This is a genomic window from Rhizobium sp. CIAT894, assembly GCF_000172795.2.
Lineage (GTDB): Bacteria > Pseudomonadota > Alphaproteobacteria > Rhizobiales > Rhizobiaceae > Rhizobium.
The window spans coordinates 2658743-2679337 of sequence record NZ_CP020947.1; the positions used below are offsets into that span (position 1 = coordinate 2658743).

The window sequence follows — 20595 nt, forward strand, 5'->3', positions numbered from 1 at the left end:
GATCGCCGCCGTCATCGTCAAGGGGTGCCGGCATGCGCCTTCGCGAGACATGGCCGGCAAATTGTCTCTCCACCGCCGGTCAATCATGCCCTTGAGCGAGGCGCCTTTCAAAAACCACCGGCCTCGCATAGGCTCCCGGCCCAGCAAAACAGGAAAGCCGGATGGACTATATCAACTCACTCGCATTGCTCGTCAGCGTCTATATCGCCTCCCTCGTCAGCCCGGGACCGAATTTCATCATCGTCACCAACACAAGCATGACGGTGTCCCGCGCCGCCGGGCTCTTTGCAGGTCTCGGACTTGCGATCGCATCCCTGACCTGGGCCATCATGGCGATGGCGGGGCTCGGTTTTCTGCTGAGCCATTTCGAATGGCTGCATATGTTGTTGCAGGTGGCCGGCGCGCTGTATCTGATCTGGCTGGGCCTGAAGATGATCCGCAACGCGTCCAAGCCCTTGAAGCCGACGGGACCGAGCGAAGTGACATGGCGCTCCGCCATGCGCCGGGCCTACATCGTCAGCATGACCAATCCGAAATCGGTGGCTTTCTTCGGCAGCATCTTTGCCCTCGTCATCCCGGCGCATGCGCCCGTCTGGCTCTATTGCGTCATCGCCCTGACCTGCTTCCTTCTTTCGGCACTCTGGTATTGCGGCCTGGCCTTTTTCTTTTCGAACCCGCGCGTTTCCGCCGGTTTCCTGCGCTTCAAGGCCGGCATCGAGCGCGTGATGGGCGCCGCGCTGATCCTGATCGGCGGCCGTCTGCTGTTGGTCCGCTGACGTCAACTGCGCATGCCCGTCTCCAATGGACAGGACCGCATCCCCGCCCTTCCCTCACCTGTGCTCGTCACAGGATCCAGTGCGCCCAAGTCCTTGGCGCGAGAGGCTCTCTTCAGAGTCATTCACCGCGCAGACGCGCGCTGCTGGATTCTTGTGACAAGCACACGAGGAGGAGGCCCTCGCATTGCCGTCATCGGCCATTCGGTCAAGGCGCTGGCGAGCCTGGCAAGAGGTCGTCGATGTCCTCGGGAATGAAGCCGCCGGTCTGGCGTTTCCACAGGCGGGCAAACAGGCCGTCCTGTTCCAGCAGTTCGTCCGGCCTGCCCTCCTCCGCGATCCGCCCGCGATCGAGCACGATGATCCGGTCCATTCTGGCAATGGTCGAGAGGCGGTGCGCAATGGCGATCACCGTTTTTCCCGCCATGACGAGGTTCAGCCTTTCCTGGATGGCGGCTTCGGATTCGCTGTCGAGAGCCGAAGTCGCCTCGTCGAGCACCAGGATCGGCGCGTCCTTCAGGAGAACGCGGGCGATGGCGACACGCTGCCGCTGGCCGCCGGAAAGTTTGATGCCGCGATCGCCGACGAAGGCATCATAGCCCGTGCGGCCCTCGCTATCTGAAAGATCGGCAATGAAGGCATCCGCACTTGCCATTTTCGCCACGTCTTCGATTTCGCGCGGCGTCGCCTCCGGCCGGCCGTAGCGGATATTGTCGCCGACCGAGCGGTGCAGCAGCGCGACGTCCTGGGCGATGACCCCGATCGCGCGGCGAAGGCTTGACTGCGTGACCGCGCGGATATCCTGCCCGTCGATCAGGATCGCGCCTTCGCCGATATCGTAGAAGCGCAAGAGCAGATTTGCGAGCGTGGTCTTGCCGGCTCCGGAAAGACCGACCAGGCCCACCTTCTCACCCGGCCGGACCGTCAAGGACAGTTCGTCGATGACAGGCTTGCCAGATTTATAGGCGAAACGGACGTTCTCGAAACGGATTTCACCACGCTCGACCACGAGGTCCTTCGCATTCGTCTGGTCGGTGATGGTGGGTGGTGTCGTCATGACAGGCATGGCATCCTTGATCGTGCCGATCGCCTGGAAGACCTGTTGGCCCATCTGCAGGAAGACGAAGATCTGCGACGACAGCCGGTTGAGAATGTAGACAGCGCCGACGAATTCGCCGACCGTCAGAAAGCCTTTGACGAGGCCGGAAAATCCGATCGCCAGCATGGTCAGCCACAGTAGCGTATTGAAAACCACGACCGTCAATTCCGACGAACGATAAATGCGCTGTTCGCTGTGCTGCGTCTGCACGGCCTTTCCTATGATGCGGCGGATCGCGCCTGCCTCGCTGTCCTCCGCCGCAAACTGCTTGATCATCTGCATGTTGGTATAGAGATCGGTGATGGCGCCGGCGACCAGGCTGCGTTGCTTTGCAGTGCGGCGCGAGCGCTCGACGAAAACAGGCACGATCCTGGCGGTGAAGACGACATTGAGCACGATCCAGATGACGACCGGCAGGGCAAGCTGCCACGCGAGCGCACCCAGCAGGATCACGGAGCCCACAAGTTGCATCAGGAAGCGTGGGATGGTCTGGAAGCCGGCGAGGATCTGCTGCTGGACGGCGGACGAAACCTGCTGCAGCCGTGAGGAAACCTGGCCTGCATACAGATCATGGAAGAAGGCAAGGTCCTGCCGCTCGACAGCCTTATGGCCCTGCCATTGAATGGCGGCCGGCATGCCGATGCCGAGCGTGTGCGAGTTCAGCGTATTGAGCATGAAGGACACGATCGGCATGACCGGAAAGATCAGGAAACCGAGAATGGTCAGCAGCAGCCATTCGCCGCGCAAGAAGGCGGAAGCGCCCTGTTGCGTCACGCCATCGACGATGACCGAAAGTCCCCAGACGATCGTCAGGTTGATCACCTCGAACACCATGGAACAAAGTGCCAGCGCGATCAGCACCCCCGAAACATCGCGATGAAATGGAGGAGCACTGTGACAGGCCCCTTCGACGGCAGCGGCCGGTAAGGAATCTCGAGCGGCCGGATCAAGGTTTCGAAGGGACGATAGATCGCATCGGAAATCGACATGGGCCACTCGGATCAAAATCGGGAGGAGGCGTGGACTCGGGCTGCGCAGGGTCGCATGGGATCATCTTCCAGCTACAATCTCAACTAGAGATTTCAAAAAATCGACCAGATGGAGTGATCACCAAAGCCAGGCGCCAGAAGGCGCCGATTGCTGTCGTGGCGCGATTGGGGCAGGATGCAACTCTTCAACAGGGAGCAGGATTGAACGGCGCTCATGCTGACGGGCTCATGTCATTGCGGCAAGGCGAACTGGACGCTTGAAGGCGACCCCGGCTCGATCACCGCGTGCAACTGCACGCTCTGCCGGCGCTACGGCACGCTATGGGCCTATGATTACGAAGGAGAGCGGATCGCGCTCACCGGCGAGACCGCCTCCTACACCCGCTCCGGCCGGGAAACCTCATCCCTCGAAATATTGTTCTGCCCATCCTGCGCCTGCGTCTTGAGCTGGCGCGGGCTGAGACTTCAAAAGGATGGCCGCCGGCGCATGGCGGTCAACATGCGGCTTGCGCCGCCCGAACTCGTCGCCGATCTGCCCATCGACCATTTCGACGGCCTTGATACGTTCGAAGACCTTCCCTCCAAAGGGCGCTGCGTGCGCGATCTCTGGTTCTGACGCCTCTCTGCTTCAACAGGCGACGGCCCCTCAGCCGCGCCGAGCCGCCTCGATCGCCGCGACATCGATCTTGCTCATGGTCATCATCGCATCGAACGCACGCTTTGCCTGACCGCCACCCGCCGAAAGCGCTTCGGAGAGCACGCGCGGCGTAATCTGCCACGACACCCCCCACTTGTCCTTGCACCAGCCGCACTCGCTTTCCTGGCCGCCATTACCGACGATGGCGTTCCAATAACGGTCGGTTTCCTCCTGTGTGTCGGTTGCGATCTGAAACGAGAAGGCTTCGCTGTGTTTGAACGCGGGACCGCCGTTCAGGCCGATGCAGGCAACACCCGCAACGGTAAATTCGACAACGAGCACGTCTCCCTGCTTGCCATCGGGATAATCTCCCGGTGCACGAATGACGGCGCCTACGGCGCTGTCGGGAAAGGTCGCGGCATAGAACCGGGCAGCAGCCTCGGCGTCCTTGTCGTACCATACGCAGATCGTGTTCTTTGCCATTGCGCGTTCCTTTCGCTCCTTGTTTCGCATTCCCGCTCTGAAACTAAGAGGCAAATCGTCTTTCTCCAGCCCATGGAAGCAATTTCACGGTGGCGATTGCCGAGCGCCGCCAAGTGGTCGCAACGATCGGCCTCGCGAGGATCGCGCCGATTGCGATTATCATCGATCTGTAGCATGCCTGGGCTAAACCGCCCCCTTCGGTTCAGTAGACCCTCCCATTGTTGAATTGGCTTGGAACAACGCTGATGATTTACCTGCTTCGCCATGGCGAGACCGTTTGGAACAGCTTGGGCCGCTTCCAAGGCCAGAAAGATTCATCGCTGACGAAGCGCGGTATCGAACAGGCCGACCAGGCCGCGAAGCTTCTGAAAAAGGAAATCGCAGGCGGCGAGCAATCTTTCCAACTCTACGTCAGCCCGCTCGGCCGAACTCAGGAGACTGCGGCCAGGGTGAAACGGATATTGCCACTGGCAACCCAGCTGGAGCCGCGGCTGATGGAGGTGACCACCGGCTCTTGGGACGGCATGACGAAGTTTGAGATCGACAACGAGTTTCCAGGAATGCTGGATGGGTCCGACGCTTTCGATTGGTATTTCAAATCTCCCGACGGGGAAAGCTTTGATGCTGCCTGTGTCCGGGCGAAGGACTGGATCTCAGGAATATCCGGGCCGACCGTTGCGATCTCTCATGGACTGTTTGGCAGATTGGTACGCGGTGTCTACTCCGGCCTCTCAAAACGGGAAATGTTGGAACTGCCCGTTCCCCAAGACGGATTCTATCGGCTCTGCTATCGTGAATTCCGTCTGGTAAGCGCTTCGTCCGACATGATATCCAGCCTGAGCGCATGGTAAGGGGTTCACCTGCGCTGACCAGCCGGATCGCAACCGTCGCATGAATCAAGTTCTCAGCAAACGCGCTTTTTGTGTCCTCGACACAAAACTCGTGTCAGACTGTATGTGCTGCGCATATGCCTGCGCGCCGATCGAGAGGCCGAAGCCATGCACAAGTTCACCGTCACCATCACCCGGGAAATCGAGGCCGACACCGCCGAGGAGGCCGCCCTGCTCCTGTATCAGGAACTTTCCAGGGGACCGGTCCCCGACCGCTACTCTGTTACCGACGAGACGAGCGTAAACACCGAGGTGAAGCTGGATCGGGAAAAGGCGGATGAATTCGCCAGCATCGATCATACCGCCGACCCCGGCAATTGGTAATGTCGGTCAGCCTCCGAACTGTCCGACATCCGCTCGATAGCAACCGCTGAGCCGCCTGATGGATTACGATCCGCATTACCCGACAATCCTGCCCGAATTCCTTGCGCTTTCGCTGGTCTTTATTTTGAACATCCTAATCCCCGTGTCGGCGATCTTCATCGCGCGCATGGTCACGCGACGTCGTTGGCTGCCACACATAACCGCATTTTTATGGGTGTTTTTCTCGCCAGTGGCGCTTGTCATATTGGCAACACCGGCGATGGCGCCGGGAGAGGAAGCCGGCCCTGGCGACGGGTTCATCGCGCTTCCCATTTTCGCGGAAATACCGGTCGTACTTGTTGTTTACGCCGTCGCTCTGCTTTATTTCCGCCTAACGCGACAAATCTCCCCCGCTTCGCACTCGCCCTCGTGAGTTAGGAAAAGCCGTGCCCTTACCAATCAAAATAGCCGTCGCCGGCGCCAACGGCCGCATGGGCCGTACCATCGTGCCGCTGCTGGCCGCCGATCCGGCTTTTGTCTTCTTCGGCGGCATCGGCCGTGAGGGCTCCGCAGGCGCCGGGCTGATTGACCGATCGGCTGCGATCGCCGAGGCCGATGTGATCCTGGATTTCACGACGGGACATGCCGCCGCCGAACTTGCCGGCTTGTGCGCCTCGGCCGGCGGACCGGCCATGGTGATCGGGGCGACGGGTTTTGAGCCGGATGAACTGGAACGGATATCAGAGGCCGCCCGGACGATTCCGATCCTGCGCTCCGGCAATTTCTCCATCGGCCTCAATATGCTGCTCGGCCTCGTTGCCCAGGCCGCCCGCGCCCTTCCTGCGCAGGGCTGGGATATCGAAATCCTCGAAGCCCACCACAACAGGAAGATCGACGCACCGTCCGGCACGGCGCTGATGCTCGGTGAAGCCGCCGCCGAAGGCCGCGGCGTTTCTCTCGCCTCCGTCGAGAGGCGCGGACGCGACGGCATCACCGGTGAGCGGCCGCCCGGCGAAATCGGCTTCGCCGTCCTGCGCGCCGGCGGGCTCGTCGGAGAACACAGCGTACTGTTTGCCGCCGCCGAGGAAGTGGTAACGCTTTCGCATTCGGCTCTCGATCGCGGCATGTTTGCCCGCGGCGCCCTTGCCGCCGCCCGCTGGATTGCAGGACGCGCACCTGGCGAATACGGCATGCGGGATGTCCTGGGTCTGGGATGACGAGGGGTGAACGGACAGTGTGAACAGAGGCTTGAAGCGCGTTCTTGAATCAGATTCCGAAGCGCCCGTACGGGCATCCAAGGACGAGGAGAGTGATCCAACGTGGGATGATGCAAGAAGCAGCGCTGCGGCGGCCTCGAAGGACAAGGCGGGTGCGCCAACGTGAGATGATGCAAGCAGCAGCGTTGCGGCGTGTCCTTCGAGGCTTCGCCCTATGGGCTACACGCCTCAGGATGAGGGACGTTGGAGGATGCCGCGCCCCAATAACAGGCGGCGGAATACCGCGGTTTTGCTCGCATCTGCTGTTACGCTACCGCTCGCGCAGCGCCCCAGAGAGCCTCATCCTGAGGTGCCCCGCAGGGGCCTCGAAGGACGAGGCGGGTGCTCCGGCGGCTGATGGGTCTCGGCGATAACCCGCATCAAAACAAAAGCTTAAATCCCGCCCTTGAATCAAATCCTACGCCGACACCCCCACCCTATCGAGGATTGCCGAAGCGACGACCACTTCGGTTCCGGCGAGGCCGACCGAGCAAAACAGCGTCGTGTCCCCAGGTGATCCTCGCCCGGCCGCTTTCCCGACAATGATGTCGGCAAGGTCGGCCATGCGATCTTCGTTGCCGGAGCCGGCGAGGAAAAAGGGCGACGCGTAGGCGCGGGTCTGCTCGGGAGAATCCGTCGCGAGCACCGCCGCGGCATCGGCGATATCCAGGCCGATTTCGTATCCCTGAAGCGTTTTCGGCCCGACGGTGTTGATATGCACGCCGGGCTTCAAATCCCGCGCATGGATAATCGGCGTTTGGCTCGTCGTCGCTGAGATGACGATGTCGGCCTCGGCAACGGCTTCCCGAGCGCTGTCGGCAGGCTCGATATCAAGCCCCAAGGCGTTCTGCATCTCGCTTGCGAAGGCGGCACGATTTTTCGCGTCGCGGCTGTAGACGCGGACGCGATCCAGTTTTCGAACGGCGGCGGCCGCAGCAAGCTGAGTTCGCGCTTGCGCTCCGCTGCCGAGGATTCCGATGGTCCTGGCGTTGGGCGCGCTGAGGTGCCGGATGGCGAGACCCCCAATCGCACCGGTTCTGAGGTTGCCGAGGCACGCTCCAAGAACGATTCCCTTCAACCTGGCGTCGTCGGCCGACCACACCGCGACGATCTGCGAATGCTCCGCCCCATCGAATGTCTCATAAACCCGGAAGCCCGCGAGCGGCTTCTCGCCAAGACTGCCGCCGACGGTGAAGACGAGATCGCCGAGATCGGGAAACGAGACATGATGCCGGGGCGGAGAGATGAGCCGTTTGCCGGCTCTCGCTCGAAAAGCCGTTTCGAGCGCATCGATCGCGGCCGCCATCAAATGGCTGCCGACAAGATCCTCGTCTTTCAGGATTTTCGTCACAAACAAACCTCCAGCCTATTCCGGCATGCTGCAACCCCAACCCCGCTTGAGGTCAAGAGGTCTGGAAACCGATACGCTGAAATGCCCGCGCAGGAAATTAGCCGACCAGACGCCGTGCCATCATGACGTCATCGATCTCCCTGCCCTCCTCCAGAACGCCGCCCGGGATGCGGCCGATCTCGGCAAAACCCTGCCGCTGATAGAACCGTATCGCCGCCGGGTTCTCCGCACTGACGAAGAGTTCCAACTGCCGGATGCCGATATCGCGCGCGTGATCGGAAACCGCCTCCAACAGCTTCCCGGCAAGACCCGATCCACGCAGGTGGACGCTGACATAGACCATGACGATCGTGGCGCGATGGGTCATTTTGCTCGGCCGCTGCCGAAACAGTCCCATGATGCCGACCGGGACTCCGTCCTGGAAGGCAATGAAAACCGGCTCGTTCAGACGATTGACCCACTCCTCGTCCGGCAAAACCTCCCAATCTTCATAGCGGCTCGCAAAAGAGGATGGCTCGGCGCGCAGCGCTTCCAGACGGATCTGCCGGAAAGCCTCCACCTGGTCCGCCCGGATAAGCCTGATCGTCACGCCGCCTGCATCCATCGGACACCTCCCAGGATATCTCAGGATTTGTCATGACAGCAGGGTCCTGCCAATGCAATCGGAGACGATGACGTCGACAGCACTTCTACTGCGCCGCGCCACGCAAGTGCCCACATCCTTGAGGCGCCCCGCAGGGGCTGCGACGGACGAGGCGGGGAGCCCCGCTTGCAACTATTGTGCCGGGGTCCCGACCCGGCCACCCTTCCGGACGCCCGATTGATCTGGCGGCTGGGCCGCCGGTTGGTTTGTTGGCCGGAGGTTCCATTGATCGGGCGGCTGGACACCCGGTTGCTTGCTCGCCGGTTCGCGCGTCGACCGCACGACCAGATTATCCGGCTGATCGGTTGACCCGGTCGCGGTTTGGTCGGCTGATCCGGCCGTCGGTTCATCTGCAGACCCATCGGTCGCTTGATCGCTCGGCCTGTCCATTCTGAAGGGTGCAACCTGATGGACGACGACGAGAAGAACTATCCCGACAACAGAGCACACCAATGCGTAGAGAACAAAATACTTCAGTGCATATCCCTCGCTGATTGGCAGAGCGGCCCCAACGGCGATGCGAATGATATTTCAGAAATATTGGATGATACTTAGAAAAAACGCAATAGTTTTTAAGTGAATGTCAAGAATTTTGGAAAATTACGCCAGATAAAAAGGAACGTTATTGATGGAAATAAGGAAACAACTCCCGTACTGATCGATTTATCTTGGATATCCCGGTAAAGGCGAAACGTGCCAACGACGGTTGTCATCGCACCAACGCCATTGGCGAGGCTCGTCCAAGACAGCGCCGGCGATATCGGCTAGATTGCAGTGCGCCGACAGCCAGCTTCGAGGGGGGGGGCGGGCTCTCCAGGATCGGCGGCAGCAAGGGGGATCCGGATGTCAGCAATTGCATCTCTGTTCCAGGAGGCCGCCCGGCTTGCGGCGAGCTTTCGGCAGGCCGCACCTCCCAGCCACATGCCCGCTCACGACTATACTACCTCGCTTGGCTGTTTCGATGAGCCGCTGCCGGCGGCCGGTTCCGATATGCTTGACGTTATCAGGCAGTTGGCGAAAGACGCCGAACCTGGATTGCATGCAACCACAGGGCCGCGCTTTTTCGGCTGGGTCATCGGCGGCTCTCATCCGGCCGGCGTCGCGGCCGATTTTCTCACCAGCGCCTGGGGCCAGAATGCCGGAAACCATGTCGCGGCACCGGCCGCGGCCGCCGTCGAGACCGTTGCTGCGAGATGGCTCCTGGATCTCCTGAAGCTGCCGGCCGAAAGCTCGGTCGGCTTCGTGACGGGCGCGACGGTAGCGAATTTCACCTGCCTTGCCGCCGCCCGCGGCGAGGTGCTGCGCCAGGTGGGCTGGGATGCCGATGCCAACGGCCTGTTCGGCGCACCCGAGATCACCGTACTGATCGGCGACGACGCTCACACCACGGTGTTCTCGGCGCTGCAATTCCTGGGCCTCGGGCATGATCGCGTGCTGCGCCTGCGCACCGATCCGGTGGGGCGGATAGACCCGGCCGCGCTGGCGGGCACGCTCGATACGGTCTCTGGTCCCGTCATCGCCATTCTCCAGGCCGGGCAGATCAATACCGGCGCCTTCGACGATTTTGCCGCCATCATCCCGCTCTTGAAGGCGAAGCGTGCCTGGGTCCATATCGACAGCGCCTTCGGCCTCTGGGCGCAGGCATCGGTAAAGACCAGCCATCTCAGCCGCGGCATCGAAGCCGCCGACAGCTGGGCGACCGACGGCCATAAATGGCTGCAGACGCCCTATGATTGCGGCTACGCTATCGTCCGCAACGAGCTCGCTCACCGCCGCGCCATGACGATCGCCGCAAGCTATCTGCCGCTCGCCGGCGAAGGCGAACGCGACCCCTCCCACTACGTGCCGGAGCTTTCGAGAAGGGCGCGCGGCTTTGCCACCTGGGCGATGCTGAAACATCTCGGCCGCGAGGGTATAGCAGCCCTCATCGACCAGTGCTGCGCCTCGGCGCGTGAGGTGGCCGATCTGCTCGCCGGTGAGCCGGGCATCGCCATTCTGAACGAGGTGACGCTGAACCAGCTGGTCATCCGCTTCGGAACCGGCCTATCCGCCGAAGACGGCGACGCCCTGACCCGCAAGACCATCGAAAGGATCCAGGCGGACGGCACGATCTTTGCCGGCGGCGCCAAATGGCGCGGCCGCGATGTCCTGCGCCTCTCCGTCACCAATTTCCAAACCACACCGGATCAGGCGCAACTGGCGGCGGAGAGCATCATCACTGCGTTCAGGAGCGTCAGCACCCTCACCCGCCCGCGCTAATATTCAAAGGACCTCGAAGGACGATGCCGGCCACGGTCTTCGCGGCAGAGCGCGAACCGGCGTCATCGTCGCACCGCGACAACCGAACTGGCGCGATACCTGGACAGTTGCACCCGGTTGGATTGATTGCCACCGAACAGGTAGACGTACTGCCGGCGCTGGTCGATGTGATCGAAAAGGCTCACATGAAAGCGCCTTCCGGTGCGGATCACCACAACATCCCCTCGCCTGGCGGCGCCGAAGAACACCGGCCTGCCGAACTTCTTCCAGGACACCGCCATGTTGGGATTGGGCGGCGGCTCCCGCGAAGATCGCTTGGCGACGAAAGCCAGGAACGCCCCGCACCACGATACCCTGCGGGGATTGATACTAAGGAAGGAGATGGAGCGTTCGTGCATACTCTTGTACTTGGATGCCGTGCCCAGCATGTCTGCCTCACAGGGCACGGCAAGCGCCGTGAGGACGATGACGAGAATAACCTTCATAGTTACCCACCATTGCTTGGTATAATGTTGAATTACAGAAATGTGGCCAAGAATAAAACAGGCGCGGCAACGTAAATGCCAATTATGGCGTGATTTAGAAACAACTGATACTGGCATTTTGGCGGCGGGAATTTGGCAAAAAGGAGACGCGGACGACATCAGGGGAGCTTCTCCTGCAGCCGGGAAAGACCTATCTCAAAGCCCGCAAAAGACAGGTTTTGCAGGCACGAAAGGCTGAAGCTTCATAATCCGCACTAGGTTCGCTGAGAGGAGATGGACAGCGCCCGCAAGTGCTTGAGCAGCAAGCCCATTCGCCAGGCGGCGACGACAATGCGCAATCCCAGGCATCACCTGTACGAGCTATATTTCAGAAGCCTACTAATAATACTTAGGCGCAGCAGGAAATACACTGCGAGCGCCCCGTTCGCCAGCGACGAAGACGGGGATCGCCCCCTGTCGCCTGCGGACGTAACCGCAGGCAACACCCGCGACGGCATCGCAACCGTATGGTTGCACCGGTTCGGCTGGCTTGTGACCGGGCATGATCAGCGGCACGCACCCTGCGACCGGAAGTGCTGGGGCGAAAACAGGAACCGTTGAGCGGCTCGTAACGCCATCCTCGCCCTGACCGCGCATGTCCTCCCCTCTCACAAAAAATTCGCGCCCGCATCAATTTACTTGCCGTTCTGCAATGCGGCATATGTTTGTGTTCATGGCCAAGTGGCATGAGCGGGGAACCATGACGTCAAAACATGCGGACAACAGGGGTGAAGGTGCTGGCCGAAAGGGCTTTATCGGACTGGTCGTCGGCGCGATCGGCGTCGTCTACGGCGATATCGGCACCAGCCCGCTTTATGCCTTTCGCGAGGCGCTGAGGCCCTTTGCCGCCGATGGCGTACACGAGGCCGAGGTCATCGGTCTCATTGCGCTGATGGTCTGGACGCTGACGATCATCGTGACCTTCAAATATGTGCTGTTCCTGCTGCGGGCAGACAATGACGGCGAAGGCGGCGCGCTTTCGCTCCTCGCCCTCCTGATGAAGAAGATGGGGCGAAATGTGCCGGTGCTGTTCTTCGCCGGCCTGATCGGCGCAGCCCTCTTCATCGGCGATGCGATGATCACGCCTGCCCTGTCCGTCATGTCGGCGCTCGAAGGCCTGAAATTGGTCACACCCGCCTTTGCCGAATATGTCCCGCTTGCGTCGGCGGCGATCATGATCGTTCTCTTTGCGGTCCAGTCGAGGGGAACTGCCGCCGTCTCGATGTTTTTCGGTCCGATCACGGTCTTGTGGTTTCTGGCCATGGCGGCGGGGGGGCTGATCCATATCGGCGATGACTGGAGAATTCTGGCCGCTCTCAATCCGATCAATGCATTCCTGTTCCTGACCCATGCCGGCAGCGTCGGGCTCATCGTGCTCGGCGCCGTCTTTCTGACTGTCACCGGCTGCGAAGCACTCTATGCCGACCTCGGGCATTTCGGCCGCCGCCCGATCCAGACGGCATGGTTCGTGCTCGTCTTTCCGGCGCTGCTGTTGAACTACCTTGGGCAAGGGGCGCTCGTTCTCGCCCATCCCGAAACGGCCGGCAACCCGTTCTTCCTGATGTATCCCGACTGGGCCCTGTTGCCGGTGGTTCTGCTGGCGACGATGGCAACGATCATCGCCAGCCAGGCAGTGATAACGGGCGCATTTTCGCTATCCCGCTCGGCAGTTCACCTCGGCTTCCTGCCGCGGCTCAGGATCAAGTTCACCTCGGAGACCAACACCGGCCAGATCTACGTGCCGGCCGTCAATCTTCTCCTGCTGGTCGGCGTCTTGATGCTGATCTTTTCCTTCGGCGACTCCGAGTCGCTGGCGACGGCCTACGGCATCTCGGTGACCGGGACCATGGTCATCTCGACGATGCTGGTCTTCCAGTTTCTTCGGGTCGTCTGGGGTTACTCCCTGGTGCTCGCCGCCGCCTGGCTGTTGCCGCTCTTCACCATCGAAGTCATGTTCCTGGCGGCCAATCTGCTGAAGATCTACGATGGCGGCTGGGTTCCGGTCGCCCTTGCGCTGGCGATCATGATGCTGATGTGGACGTGGACCCGAGGGCAGGCCTATCTGAAAAGGGTACGGGCCAACAATGAGATCCCGCTCGATTCTTTCATCAGGTCGATCGAACGAAAATCGGACCATTCACCGGTCACCGTTCCCGGAACGGCAGTCTTCCTGACGAGCGTCCCGGATCGGACGCCGAGTGTTCTGCTTCATAATCTCAAGCACAACCACGTGCTCCATGAACAGAACATCATCCTGACTGTCTGGACCGAAGACGAACCCTATGTCCCCGACAGCCGCCGCATCAGGATCAGCCAGCTTTCGCCGCGCTTCGTGCGCCTTGATATCAGCTTCGGCTTCATGGACGACCCTGATGTCACCAGAGCTCTGGCTCTGTGCAGAGAGGGAGGCTTCAAGTTCGAGATTATGAGGACCTCCTTCTATCTCGGCCGCAGAAATCTCGTCAGGACGCCGAACACCGGGCTGCCCGGCTGGCAGGAGCGGATATTCATGGGGTTGGAGGGCCTTGCAATCGATCCTTCCGATTACTTCAACCTGCCGTCAAACCGCGTCGTCGAGCTTGGCGAACAGATTGCCATCTAACGATTTGATGGGGAGCCTGCGGCCGAAGACGGGGTAGGACAAGTGAAGCCGGGAAAGAGGCGTCAGGCCTTGGCCGAGATCGCGCTCAATTCCTCGAGATCGAGGTCCCGTTCCAGTTCGTCTAAGGTCTCGTCGTCGATATCGCCGGCGCGGTGGAGACGAATGAGTTCCCGGCGCCCCGATGCGACCGCTTCGAGAACGACGTCGAAATGCGCATGCAGGATCGGCACATAGTGCTCGGTTCTCTCGGCATAGTCGACGATCGCTGTCGCCCTGCGCTGGTAGCGCTCCAGCAACTGCGGGTGGACGAGCTTTCCCTCTGCGTCATAGGCCAGGTTTTGGACGATCCCGAACTGCACCTGTGCCATGGCGGCTTCGGCCTGGCTCATGGTGAGGCGCGCCTTTTCCGTCTCCGGCGCCAGCCGCGCCCAGGCGATCACCCGCCCCAATGTCGTGCCCTGCACCAGCACGGTTCCAAGAATGACGGCAAAGGAGGTGGCGAGGATGAAGTCACGGCCCGGGAATCCTTCGGGCAGGCTGAGTGCCAGCGCCAGCGTGACCACGCCGCGCACACCAGCCCAGCTGAGCACTGTCGCACCGCCGGCGCCGAGCGGCTGGGCGCGGGTGAACCCCAGGGCAGCACAGAAGCGGATGGCAAGATCGGAGGCGAAGACCCAGGCAAACCGCGCCACCACCAGCGTGATCAGGATCGCGAGCATCGGCATTCCCATGGTCGTGATCACGGTGGTAAGACCGCCGCCGCGTTCGACGACATCCCGGAGCGATAGCCCGATCAATGTGAAGACCGCCGCTTCCATCAGGAAGATCATCACCGTCCAGAACGACGTGCCTCGCATGCGTGTTGCGGCGGAAAATACGGTGTGCTGGTGCCAGGAGGCGATCAGGCCCGTGGTCACGGTGGCGATGACGCCGGAAACATGAAGCAGTTCGCCGAGCAGATAGGAAATCCAGCCGAGCAATACGGTGGCTGCGATGATGAGATAATCGTCGCCGAGATGCCGGACGAGTTTGACCCATGCCACTCCGACGACGATACCGACGACGGCGCCGCCCAGCGCCAGCACGAAGAAGTTGCCGACCGCCTCCCCTGCACTGAAGGCGCCCGTTGCGGCGGCGGCAACGGCAAAACGGAAGAGAACCAGGCCGCTCGCATCATTGAGCAGGCTTTCGCCTTCCAGCAGAATCTGAAGCCGTCGTGGCAGCCTGACGCGCTCCAGCACGGCACGCGCCGAAACCGCGTCCGGCGGCGCAACGATCGCGCCCAGTGCCGCGCAGGCGGCCCAGGGGAGTGACGGAAAGATAAGATGGGCGACAACGGCCACGACGGCGCAGGTGAACAACACCGCGCCGACGGCGAGCGAGGCGATGCCGACCATGTGGCGTCTCAACCGCGCCAGAGCGATAGACCAGGCGCCATCCATCAACAGCGGCGGCAGGAAGATAACCAGCACCAGCTCTGGATCGACTGCTATTGCCGGCAGCCCCGGCACAAACGCCAGCAAAACGCCACCGGTCAGCAGCGCGACGGACGGCGGCAATCCGAGCCTGTGGGCGGCATAGTGCAGCGCAATGATCGCGAGAAACATCGCGATGACAAGCTCGAATAAATGGGTTGGTTCCATGTGCCCTGCCCCGGCTCAGCAAACGAATGTCGGACGCCTGCTGCAAAGAATTACAGCGAGCTTGCGCATCTGAAAAGACACGCCGCGCTTTGGGGTTCTCTCCGGGATCGAAACCTCGGCTCTCGCTGCCATCGATCATTACCTGGATTTAATTGGAGTTTCCTGCGCATGCTCCTTAGATCAGGCGTCTTTAGGCAAAGGAAGACCCATGAAAAGGCGGACCCTGGTGCTTGGAGCTGCGACCATCGTCGCGTCGACCGTAGCTGCGGTGGCGATCTGGCCGCGGCGGCATATCACGGTAGCCGCCAGAACCTTCGACTGGAAGGGAACGGATTTCCTCAGCGGCGGCACAAAGTCGGTCGCCTTGGAAAAGCTGCCCGCACCGCTCTTTCGCAGCCGTCCGAATTGCGTCGTGACATCTGCCCAGACCCTTGGCCCCTGCCATGTCAACAATATTCCGGTCCGTCAGGACGTCTCGGAAGGAAAAGCCGGGCTGCCCTTGCGGCTGGCCGTTCGCATCGTCCATGCAGCCGATTGCCGGCCGGTCGAACATGCCGACATCGAAATCTGGCATACAGATCATCGCGGCATCTATTCCGGCCGTGAGGCAGCGAACATGTGTACGCTCGGCGATGCCGAGGCAATCAGCGGGCTCGCCTTTCGCGGACGCCAGTTGACGGATGCAGAGGGGCAGGCAAGCTTCCTGACGGCCTATCCCGGATGGTACAAGGGCCGCACGCCGCATGTTCACTGCCGCATCCTCGCCGGCGGCAAGGAGCTTCTCGTCAGCCAGATATATTTCGACGATGCGCTGAGCGACATCATCTATGGCGGGCACCCGGACTATCTCGGACGCCCCGCCCGCGATACGCGCAATGACGGGGACGGCATCATCCCGGAGGATGCGGCCGACCACATCTTCGATTTCGAGAAGCTCGACGGCGGCGCGCTTTCCGCCACCATCACGATCGGCCTCTCTTCCTGAGCGAAAACGGCCGAGAAGGCCGACAATCGCCGGCAGCGCGCGCCAATCCTGCATCCGGCATGAAACCAGATGCCGCATTCCTGCGTACTACTCTCGGCGACAGACCCAAACAGCGAGGATGGTATGGTCAGGAAAGAAGGCGTAGCACACATCCCCCGGCCGGCCGCCGAACAGGGAATGGCCAGGCTGATGATGAGGCTGCCTGCGACGAGGGCAACGATCCGGGCGACCGCTGTGAGCCGGCCCCATCTTTACGAACTGTGCGGAGCCTATGGCGAGGCCTGCGCCGCCCTTGATCGCATGCGCAAGGATATGTCGGCCGATCCCGCGATCGTCACCGAATATGAGATCATCTGCGCCGAAATCGAAATCGACGTCATCAGAATCCTGTTCGACGAACGGTGACACATCTGCCCTCGCCTTCCCACCGCCGCGCCTCGAACGAGGCGAGACGCCGCTTGCTGTCGGAATCCCGCTCAGATCAGCACGTCATCCACGTGGATGGAGATGCTCAGCGTATCCGTGTCGAAATGATGCGCAGCCCCATCCGAGATCTTGTACTGGAAGGTCTCGCTCACATCACCGCTAAGCCCGGCGAGCTTCGCCGCGTCGACCGTGTAGCTATAGTCGCCGTGATCGTCGACATGGATGGTGCCGTATTGGCCGGTCAGGGTTAAGCCGTTCTTGCCGACCACCTCGTCTGCGAAGCGGCGAAGCAGCAGGATTCCATTGGCCGAACTGTCATTGTCGAGGAGATTGCCATGATGGGCCCCATCCGTGTCGCCGGAGATCTTCAGGCTGTCATGGACTGCGACGATCGTCGGGCCTGCGTCCACATGCGTATCTCCTGCAACGTGACTATCGAGGGTCGCAAGCTGGGCCTCGTCAAGCGTCGTATTGTTGCTGACGGGAAAGGTGTTTGCGGCGATGATTGCCGGGGATATGCTGTAGGGCGTGACATCGCTGGCGATGATATTGTCGTGAAAGGCCCCGGACGCAGGTCTGTCGACCTTCAGCGCTGCCTGCGTCAGGTCGTCGAAGACATTTTCGTGGATATCGATGTTTTCGCGAACGTAACTCGGGGTGCCGACAGCGCTGATCACGACGCCCCAGACACCATCATGAATGTAATTGCCTGAGATATCGTAGTCGCGCGTATCGCCCTGGTCGCCGAGCCCGATGGCATAGGACCAGCTATAGCCGCCATAGCCCGAAATATCGTTGTCATGGATCGCGACGTTGGTGCCGGCTTGGGCGCCGATCCCGAAGCCGCCGCCGATAACCGTGTTGTCCTCGACCACGGCATCGACCGGCCGGACGAGCGCGATGACGCCCTTCGGCGTAGCGGCGCCCGTCTGATCGAGGTAATTGCCGCTGATCACGATATTGCTGCTGTCGTTCATCTGCACGGCATCTGCCGCGCTGCCGTGGGCGTTGGTGACGCTGTTGTTGAGAAAATTGACGCCGTTGACTTTTTCGATCCAGACACCGTCGCCGTTCACGTCGTTGATCGTGCTGTTTTCGATGGTGATGTTCGAGCCGGTGCGGAAGGTGACCGACCCCGCCTTGCCCGCCAACCCGGTGTGATCGACTTCGACATTGCGCACGGTCCAGTTCGAAACACTGCCGGCATAGATGGCCGCCCCGCCGGTGTCGGATATCTTGATGTTCTCGATGACGATGTTCGATGCATAGAGGCTGTGGATGCCGTCGCCCGGGCTATGAATGACAGGCGCATCGCCGACGCCATAACTGCCGATGGTGATCGGCGCAGCGACGGTGCCGGAATATTTCAGGTCGAGCTGATCGTTGTAGACGCTTCCCGCGGCCAGCAGCACGCTGTCGCCCGGCTGCAGCTTCAAGTTCTCCACCGCCCAGAAGGACGCAAAAGGTGCGCCCTCGCTGGTCCCGGCATTGCTGTTGGAGCCGGTCGCCGAATTCACATAATAGACTGTCATATCGCCTGTTCTCGCATGGTCGCTGAGCCGTCTGGAACGGCTGCAACGCGTGGATCGGATGCGGTCGGGAGGTGAAGGCCATGCTCAGAATGGCGTTCGATGCCGTGACGGCGGTAAGGCAGGCCTATCGGCCTGCCATGCTCCCGAGAAGCCTGGCGGTGGCTGCATCCTCAACAATACAACCTATGGGAAAACAATCCAGAGAACAGCGACCGAAAGGTGAATAAACAGTAACCTATCGTGCTGTCGGGAATGGTCGGGCCTCATGGAGTGGCCGACTCTTTCCTTTACGGGCGCGCCAAGTGGCACCCCTCTGCCCTGCCGGGCATCTCCCCCACAAGGAGGGAGATCGGCTGGGCGAAATGGCTTCCCCAACAACTAAAGCATTGTGATTGTCGCTGCTGTTCAAGAGGGAGCGATGGTCAAACTTCTTGCCAATCTTCCACCCTTGTGGGGGAGATGCCCGGCAGGGCAGAGGGGGGTGTCACACGGCACACCCCAACCGCACCATACGGCAGCGTAGAAGAACGAGGGCGGGTGATCAGCCCGCCCCGCACTGTCAGCTCACCAAACCGTCCATATGGATGTACACGGTCAGCGTATCCGCATCGCTATGATGCGCGTTTCCGTCGTCGATGCCGTAGCTGAAAGACTCGCTCACATGGCCGTCATGGCTGGGGAGCTTGGTTTCATCGAGCGTATAGGCATAGTTGCCTTCCCGGTCCACGTGGATGGAACCATAGTCGCCGGTCAGCGTCAGGCCGTGCTTGCCCACACTTTCGTCGCCGAAGCGGCGCAGCACCAGGGTGTCATTGTCGGAGCTGTCGTTTTCGAGAAGATTGCCGCGATGGGCCGCACCGTTATCGGTGAAGATCTTCAGATTGTCGTGGGCGGCAACGACCGCCGGGTCCGCGTCAGCCTCCGTCGTCGTTGCGGAAGCAACCTTGGTATCGGCGCTCGCAAGCGTCGTCTCCACATTGGCGACCGTATGGTTGCCGCTGACGGTAAAGGTGTGCGCGTCGGCAATGGCAGGCGAGATGCTGGTGGCCGTGGTGCCGCTCTCGATGGTGTTGTTGGTGAAGGAGCCGGAGGCCGGCCTGTCGACCTTCAGCGCCGCCTGAGTGAGGTCGTCGAAGGTGTTGTCGTGCACCTTGATATTGGTGCGGGTATAGCTGGCGCCGATAGGGCCGCTGACTGCCACGCCCCACGCGCCGTCATGAATGTGGTTGCCCGATATGTCGTAGTCCCGGGCATTTCCCTGATCGCCGAGGCCGACGGCGAAGGACCAGCTGTAACCGTGGAATCCGGATATGTCGTTGTCACGGATGGCGACGGTCTTGCCCGCCTGCGCGCTGATGCCGAAGCCGCCGCCGGTCAGCACATTGTCCTCGACCACGGCATTCGTCGGCCTGACGAGCGCGATCACGCCCTTCGGGCTGCTGGCATCGGTCTGATCGAGATGGTTGCCCTTGATCAGAATATTGCTGCTGTCGTTCATCTGTACGGCATCGGCCGTCGAGCCGTTCGCACTGGTGACGGTGTTGTTGAGAAGCTTGACGCCCGCAACCTTCTCGATCCAGAAGCCGTCGCCCTTGACGTCCGAGACCTTGCTGCTCTCGACCGTGACGTTCGTGCTGCTTCGGAAAGTGACTGCGCCGGCGCTTTCCGACAATCCGGTCTTGGCGATGTCGACATTGCGCACCGTCCAGTTCGTGACGCTGCCGCCATAAATGCCGGCGCCCCCGACGTTCGAGATCTTCAGGTTCTCGATGACGATGTTGGAGGCGTAGAGACTGTGAATGCCGTCGCCGTTGCTGTGGATGACCGGGGCCGAGCCCGTCCCGTAACTGCCGATCTTGATCGGTGCGCTCTCGGTGCCGGAATATTTGATATCGAACTGCTCGTTGAACACGCTCCCCTTGGCCAGCAGCACGCTGTCGCCCGGTTTCAGCTTGAGGGATTCCACTTTGGACAAAGTCGCAAAAGCCGATGTCTGGTTCGTTCCGTTGTTGCCGTCGGAACCAGTCGTTGAGTTCACATAGTAGATTGTCATATCGCCAATGTTGCCCTGTTCGTCGGATCGCTACATCGCCACTGGAATCGACCGGGACCGGCCGTCCGAATGCGGCGGGGGCAACCGTCCATGGCAAGAAGGCGACAAGATGTTGTCAATGCGGCAGCGGGCCGGATTGCCGGTCTA

17 protein-coding genes and 1 pseudogene are annotated in these 20595 nt (G+C 61.1%); 10 read left to right on the forward strand and 8 right to left on the reverse strand.

Going from position 1 to position 20595, the window contains the following annotated elements; all coding sequences use genetic code 11:
- The first annotated feature begins 161 nt into the window (after nt 1-161).
- A complete protein-coding gene (locus tag RHEC894_RS13245) occupies nt 162-776 on the forward strand; it encodes a LysE family transporter (protein ID WP_085737608.1) in 615 nt (204 codons plus the stop codon).
- 205 nt (nt 777-981) lie between these two features.
- On the opposite strand, the pseudogene RHEC894_RS13250 reads toward RHEC894_RS13245, so the two are convergent.
- Nucleotides 982-2861 (reverse strand): annotated as a pseudogene (locus RHEC894_RS13250) (ABC transporter ATP-binding protein).
- Between the two features lie 214 nt (nt 2862-3075).
- On the opposite strand from RHEC894_RS13250, the gene RHEC894_RS13255 reads away from it, so the two are divergent.
- On the forward strand, nt 3076-3477 hold the full coding sequence (locus RHEC894_RS13255) for a GFA family protein (RefSeq protein WP_085737609.1): 402 nt from the start codon (nt 3076-3078) through the stop codon (nt 3475-3477).
- Between the two features lie 30 nt (nt 3478-3507).
- Here the strand turns inward: RHEC894_RS13255 and RHEC894_RS13260 are convergent, their stop codons facing one another.
- Nucleotides 3508-3981 carry a VOC family protein gene (locus RHEC894_RS13260; protein WP_085738969.1) on the reverse strand — a complete coding sequence of 158 codons (474 nt, stop codon included), beginning with the start codon at nt 3979-3981 and terminating at the stop codon, nt 3508-3510.
- 245 nt (nt 3982-4226) lie between these two features.
- Between RHEC894_RS13260 and RHEC894_RS13265 the strand changes: the two genes are divergently transcribed.
- The 4 genes from RHEC894_RS13265 (at nt 4227) to dapB (ending at nt 6391) form a co-directional block, all read left to right on the forward strand.
- Nucleotides 4227-4832 (forward strand): histidine phosphatase family protein, encoded by a 606-nt coding sequence (locus RHEC894_RS13265; RefSeq protein ID WP_010067298.1) that lies wholly within the window; start codon nt 4227-4229, stop codon nt 4830-4832.
- Nucleotides 4833-4979: 147 nt separating this feature from the next.
- Nucleotides 4980-5195 carry a hypothetical protein gene (locus tag RHEC894_RS13270; RefSeq protein WP_085738970.1) on the forward strand — a complete coding sequence of 72 codons (216 nt, stop codon included), beginning with the start codon at nt 4980-4982 and terminating at the stop codon, nt 5193-5195.
- Between the two features lie 58 nt (nt 5196-5253).
- Entirely contained in the window at nt 5254-5607 is a 354-nt protein-coding gene (locus tag RHEC894_RS13275; RefSeq protein WP_010067300.1) for a hypothetical protein, read from the forward strand.
- A 13-nt stretch (nt 5608-5620) separates the two neighbouring features.
- Nucleotides 5621-6391: a 4-hydroxy-tetrahydrodipicolinate reductase gene (dapB, locus tag RHEC894_RS13280; protein ID WP_085737610.1), complete on the forward strand. Its 771-nt coding sequence runs from the start codon at nt 5621-5623 to the stop codon at nt 6389-6391.
- Between the two features lie 457 nt (nt 6392-6848).
- Here the strand turns inward: dapB and RHEC894_RS13285 are convergent, their stop codons facing one another.
- Together RHEC894_RS13285 and RHEC894_RS13290 are read right to left on the reverse strand one after the other, a co-directional pair.
- Nucleotides 6849-7781, reverse strand: a complete 933-nt coding sequence (locus RHEC894_RS13285; protein ID WP_085738971.1) for an ornithine cyclodeaminase family protein — start codon at nt 7779-7781, stop codon at nt 6849-6851.
- Nucleotides 7782-7878: 97 nt separating this feature from the next.
- On the reverse strand, nt 7879-8385 hold the full coding sequence (locus RHEC894_RS13290) for a GNAT family N-acetyltransferase (protein WP_010068395.1): 507 nt from the start codon (nt 8383-8385) through the stop codon (nt 7879-7881).
- Nucleotides 8386-9267: 882 nt separating this feature from the next.
- Between RHEC894_RS13290 and RHEC894_RS13300 the strand changes: the two genes are divergently transcribed.
- Nucleotides 9268-10683 carry an aspartate aminotransferase family protein gene (locus tag RHEC894_RS13300; protein ID WP_085737612.1) on the forward strand — a complete coding sequence of 472 codons (1416 nt, stop codon included), beginning with the start codon at nt 9268-9270 and terminating at the stop codon, nt 10681-10683.
- A 62-nt stretch (nt 10684-10745) separates the two neighbouring features.
- On the opposite strand, the gene RHEC894_RS13305 is transcribed toward RHEC894_RS13300, so the two are convergent.
- Nucleotides 10746-11168 (reverse strand): TIGR02594 family protein, encoded by a 423-nt coding sequence (locus RHEC894_RS13305; RefSeq protein WP_085737613.1) that lies wholly within the window; start codon nt 11166-11168, stop codon nt 10746-10748.
- 739 nt (nt 11169-11907) lie between these two features.
- Between RHEC894_RS13305 and RHEC894_RS13315 the strand changes: the two genes are divergently transcribed.
- Nucleotides 11908-13809: a potassium transporter Kup gene (locus RHEC894_RS13315; RefSeq protein ID WP_085738972.1), complete on the forward strand. Its 1902-nt coding sequence runs from the start codon at nt 11908-11910 to the stop codon at nt 13807-13809.
- 62 nt (nt 13810-13871) lie between these two features.
- Here RHEC894_RS13315 and RHEC894_RS13320 read toward each other — a convergent pair whose 3' ends face one another.
- The gene (locus tag RHEC894_RS13320; RefSeq protein ID WP_085737614.1) at nt 13872-15452 is read right to left on the reverse strand and encodes a Na+/H+ antiporter; all 1581 of its coding nucleotides are present in this window, start codon (nt 15450-15452) and stop codon (nt 13872-13874) included.
- A 208-nt stretch (nt 15453-15660) separates the two neighbouring features.
- Between RHEC894_RS13320 and RHEC894_RS13325 the strand changes: the two genes are divergently transcribed.
- Together RHEC894_RS13325 and RHEC894_RS13330 are read left to right on the forward strand one after the other, a co-directional pair.
- Nucleotides 15661-16437, forward strand: a complete 777-nt coding sequence (locus RHEC894_RS13325) for an intradiol ring-cleavage dioxygenase (protein ID WP_010069261.1) — start codon at nt 15661-15663, stop codon at nt 16435-16437.
- 123 nt (nt 16438-16560) lie between these two features.
- Nucleotides 16561-16842, forward strand: coding sequence for a hypothetical protein (locus RHEC894_RS13330; protein WP_010069260.1), 282 nt, complete (start codon nt 16561-16563; stop codon nt 16840-16842).
- Between the two features lie 71 nt (nt 16843-16913).
- On the opposite strand, the gene RHEC894_RS13335 is transcribed toward RHEC894_RS13330, so the two are convergent.
- Together RHEC894_RS13335 and RHEC894_RS13340 are read right to left on the reverse strand one after the other, a co-directional pair.
- Entirely contained in the window at nt 16914-18395 is a 1482-nt protein-coding gene (locus RHEC894_RS13335; protein WP_085737615.1) for a right-handed parallel beta-helix repeat-containing protein, read from the reverse strand.
- A gap of 559 nt (nt 18396-18954) precedes the next feature.
- Nucleotides 18955-20448 (reverse strand): right-handed parallel beta-helix repeat-containing protein, encoded by a 1494-nt coding sequence (locus RHEC894_RS13340; protein WP_085737616.1) that lies wholly within the window; start codon nt 20446-20448, stop codon nt 18955-18957.
- Between the last annotated feature and the right edge of the window lie 147 nt (nt 20449-20595).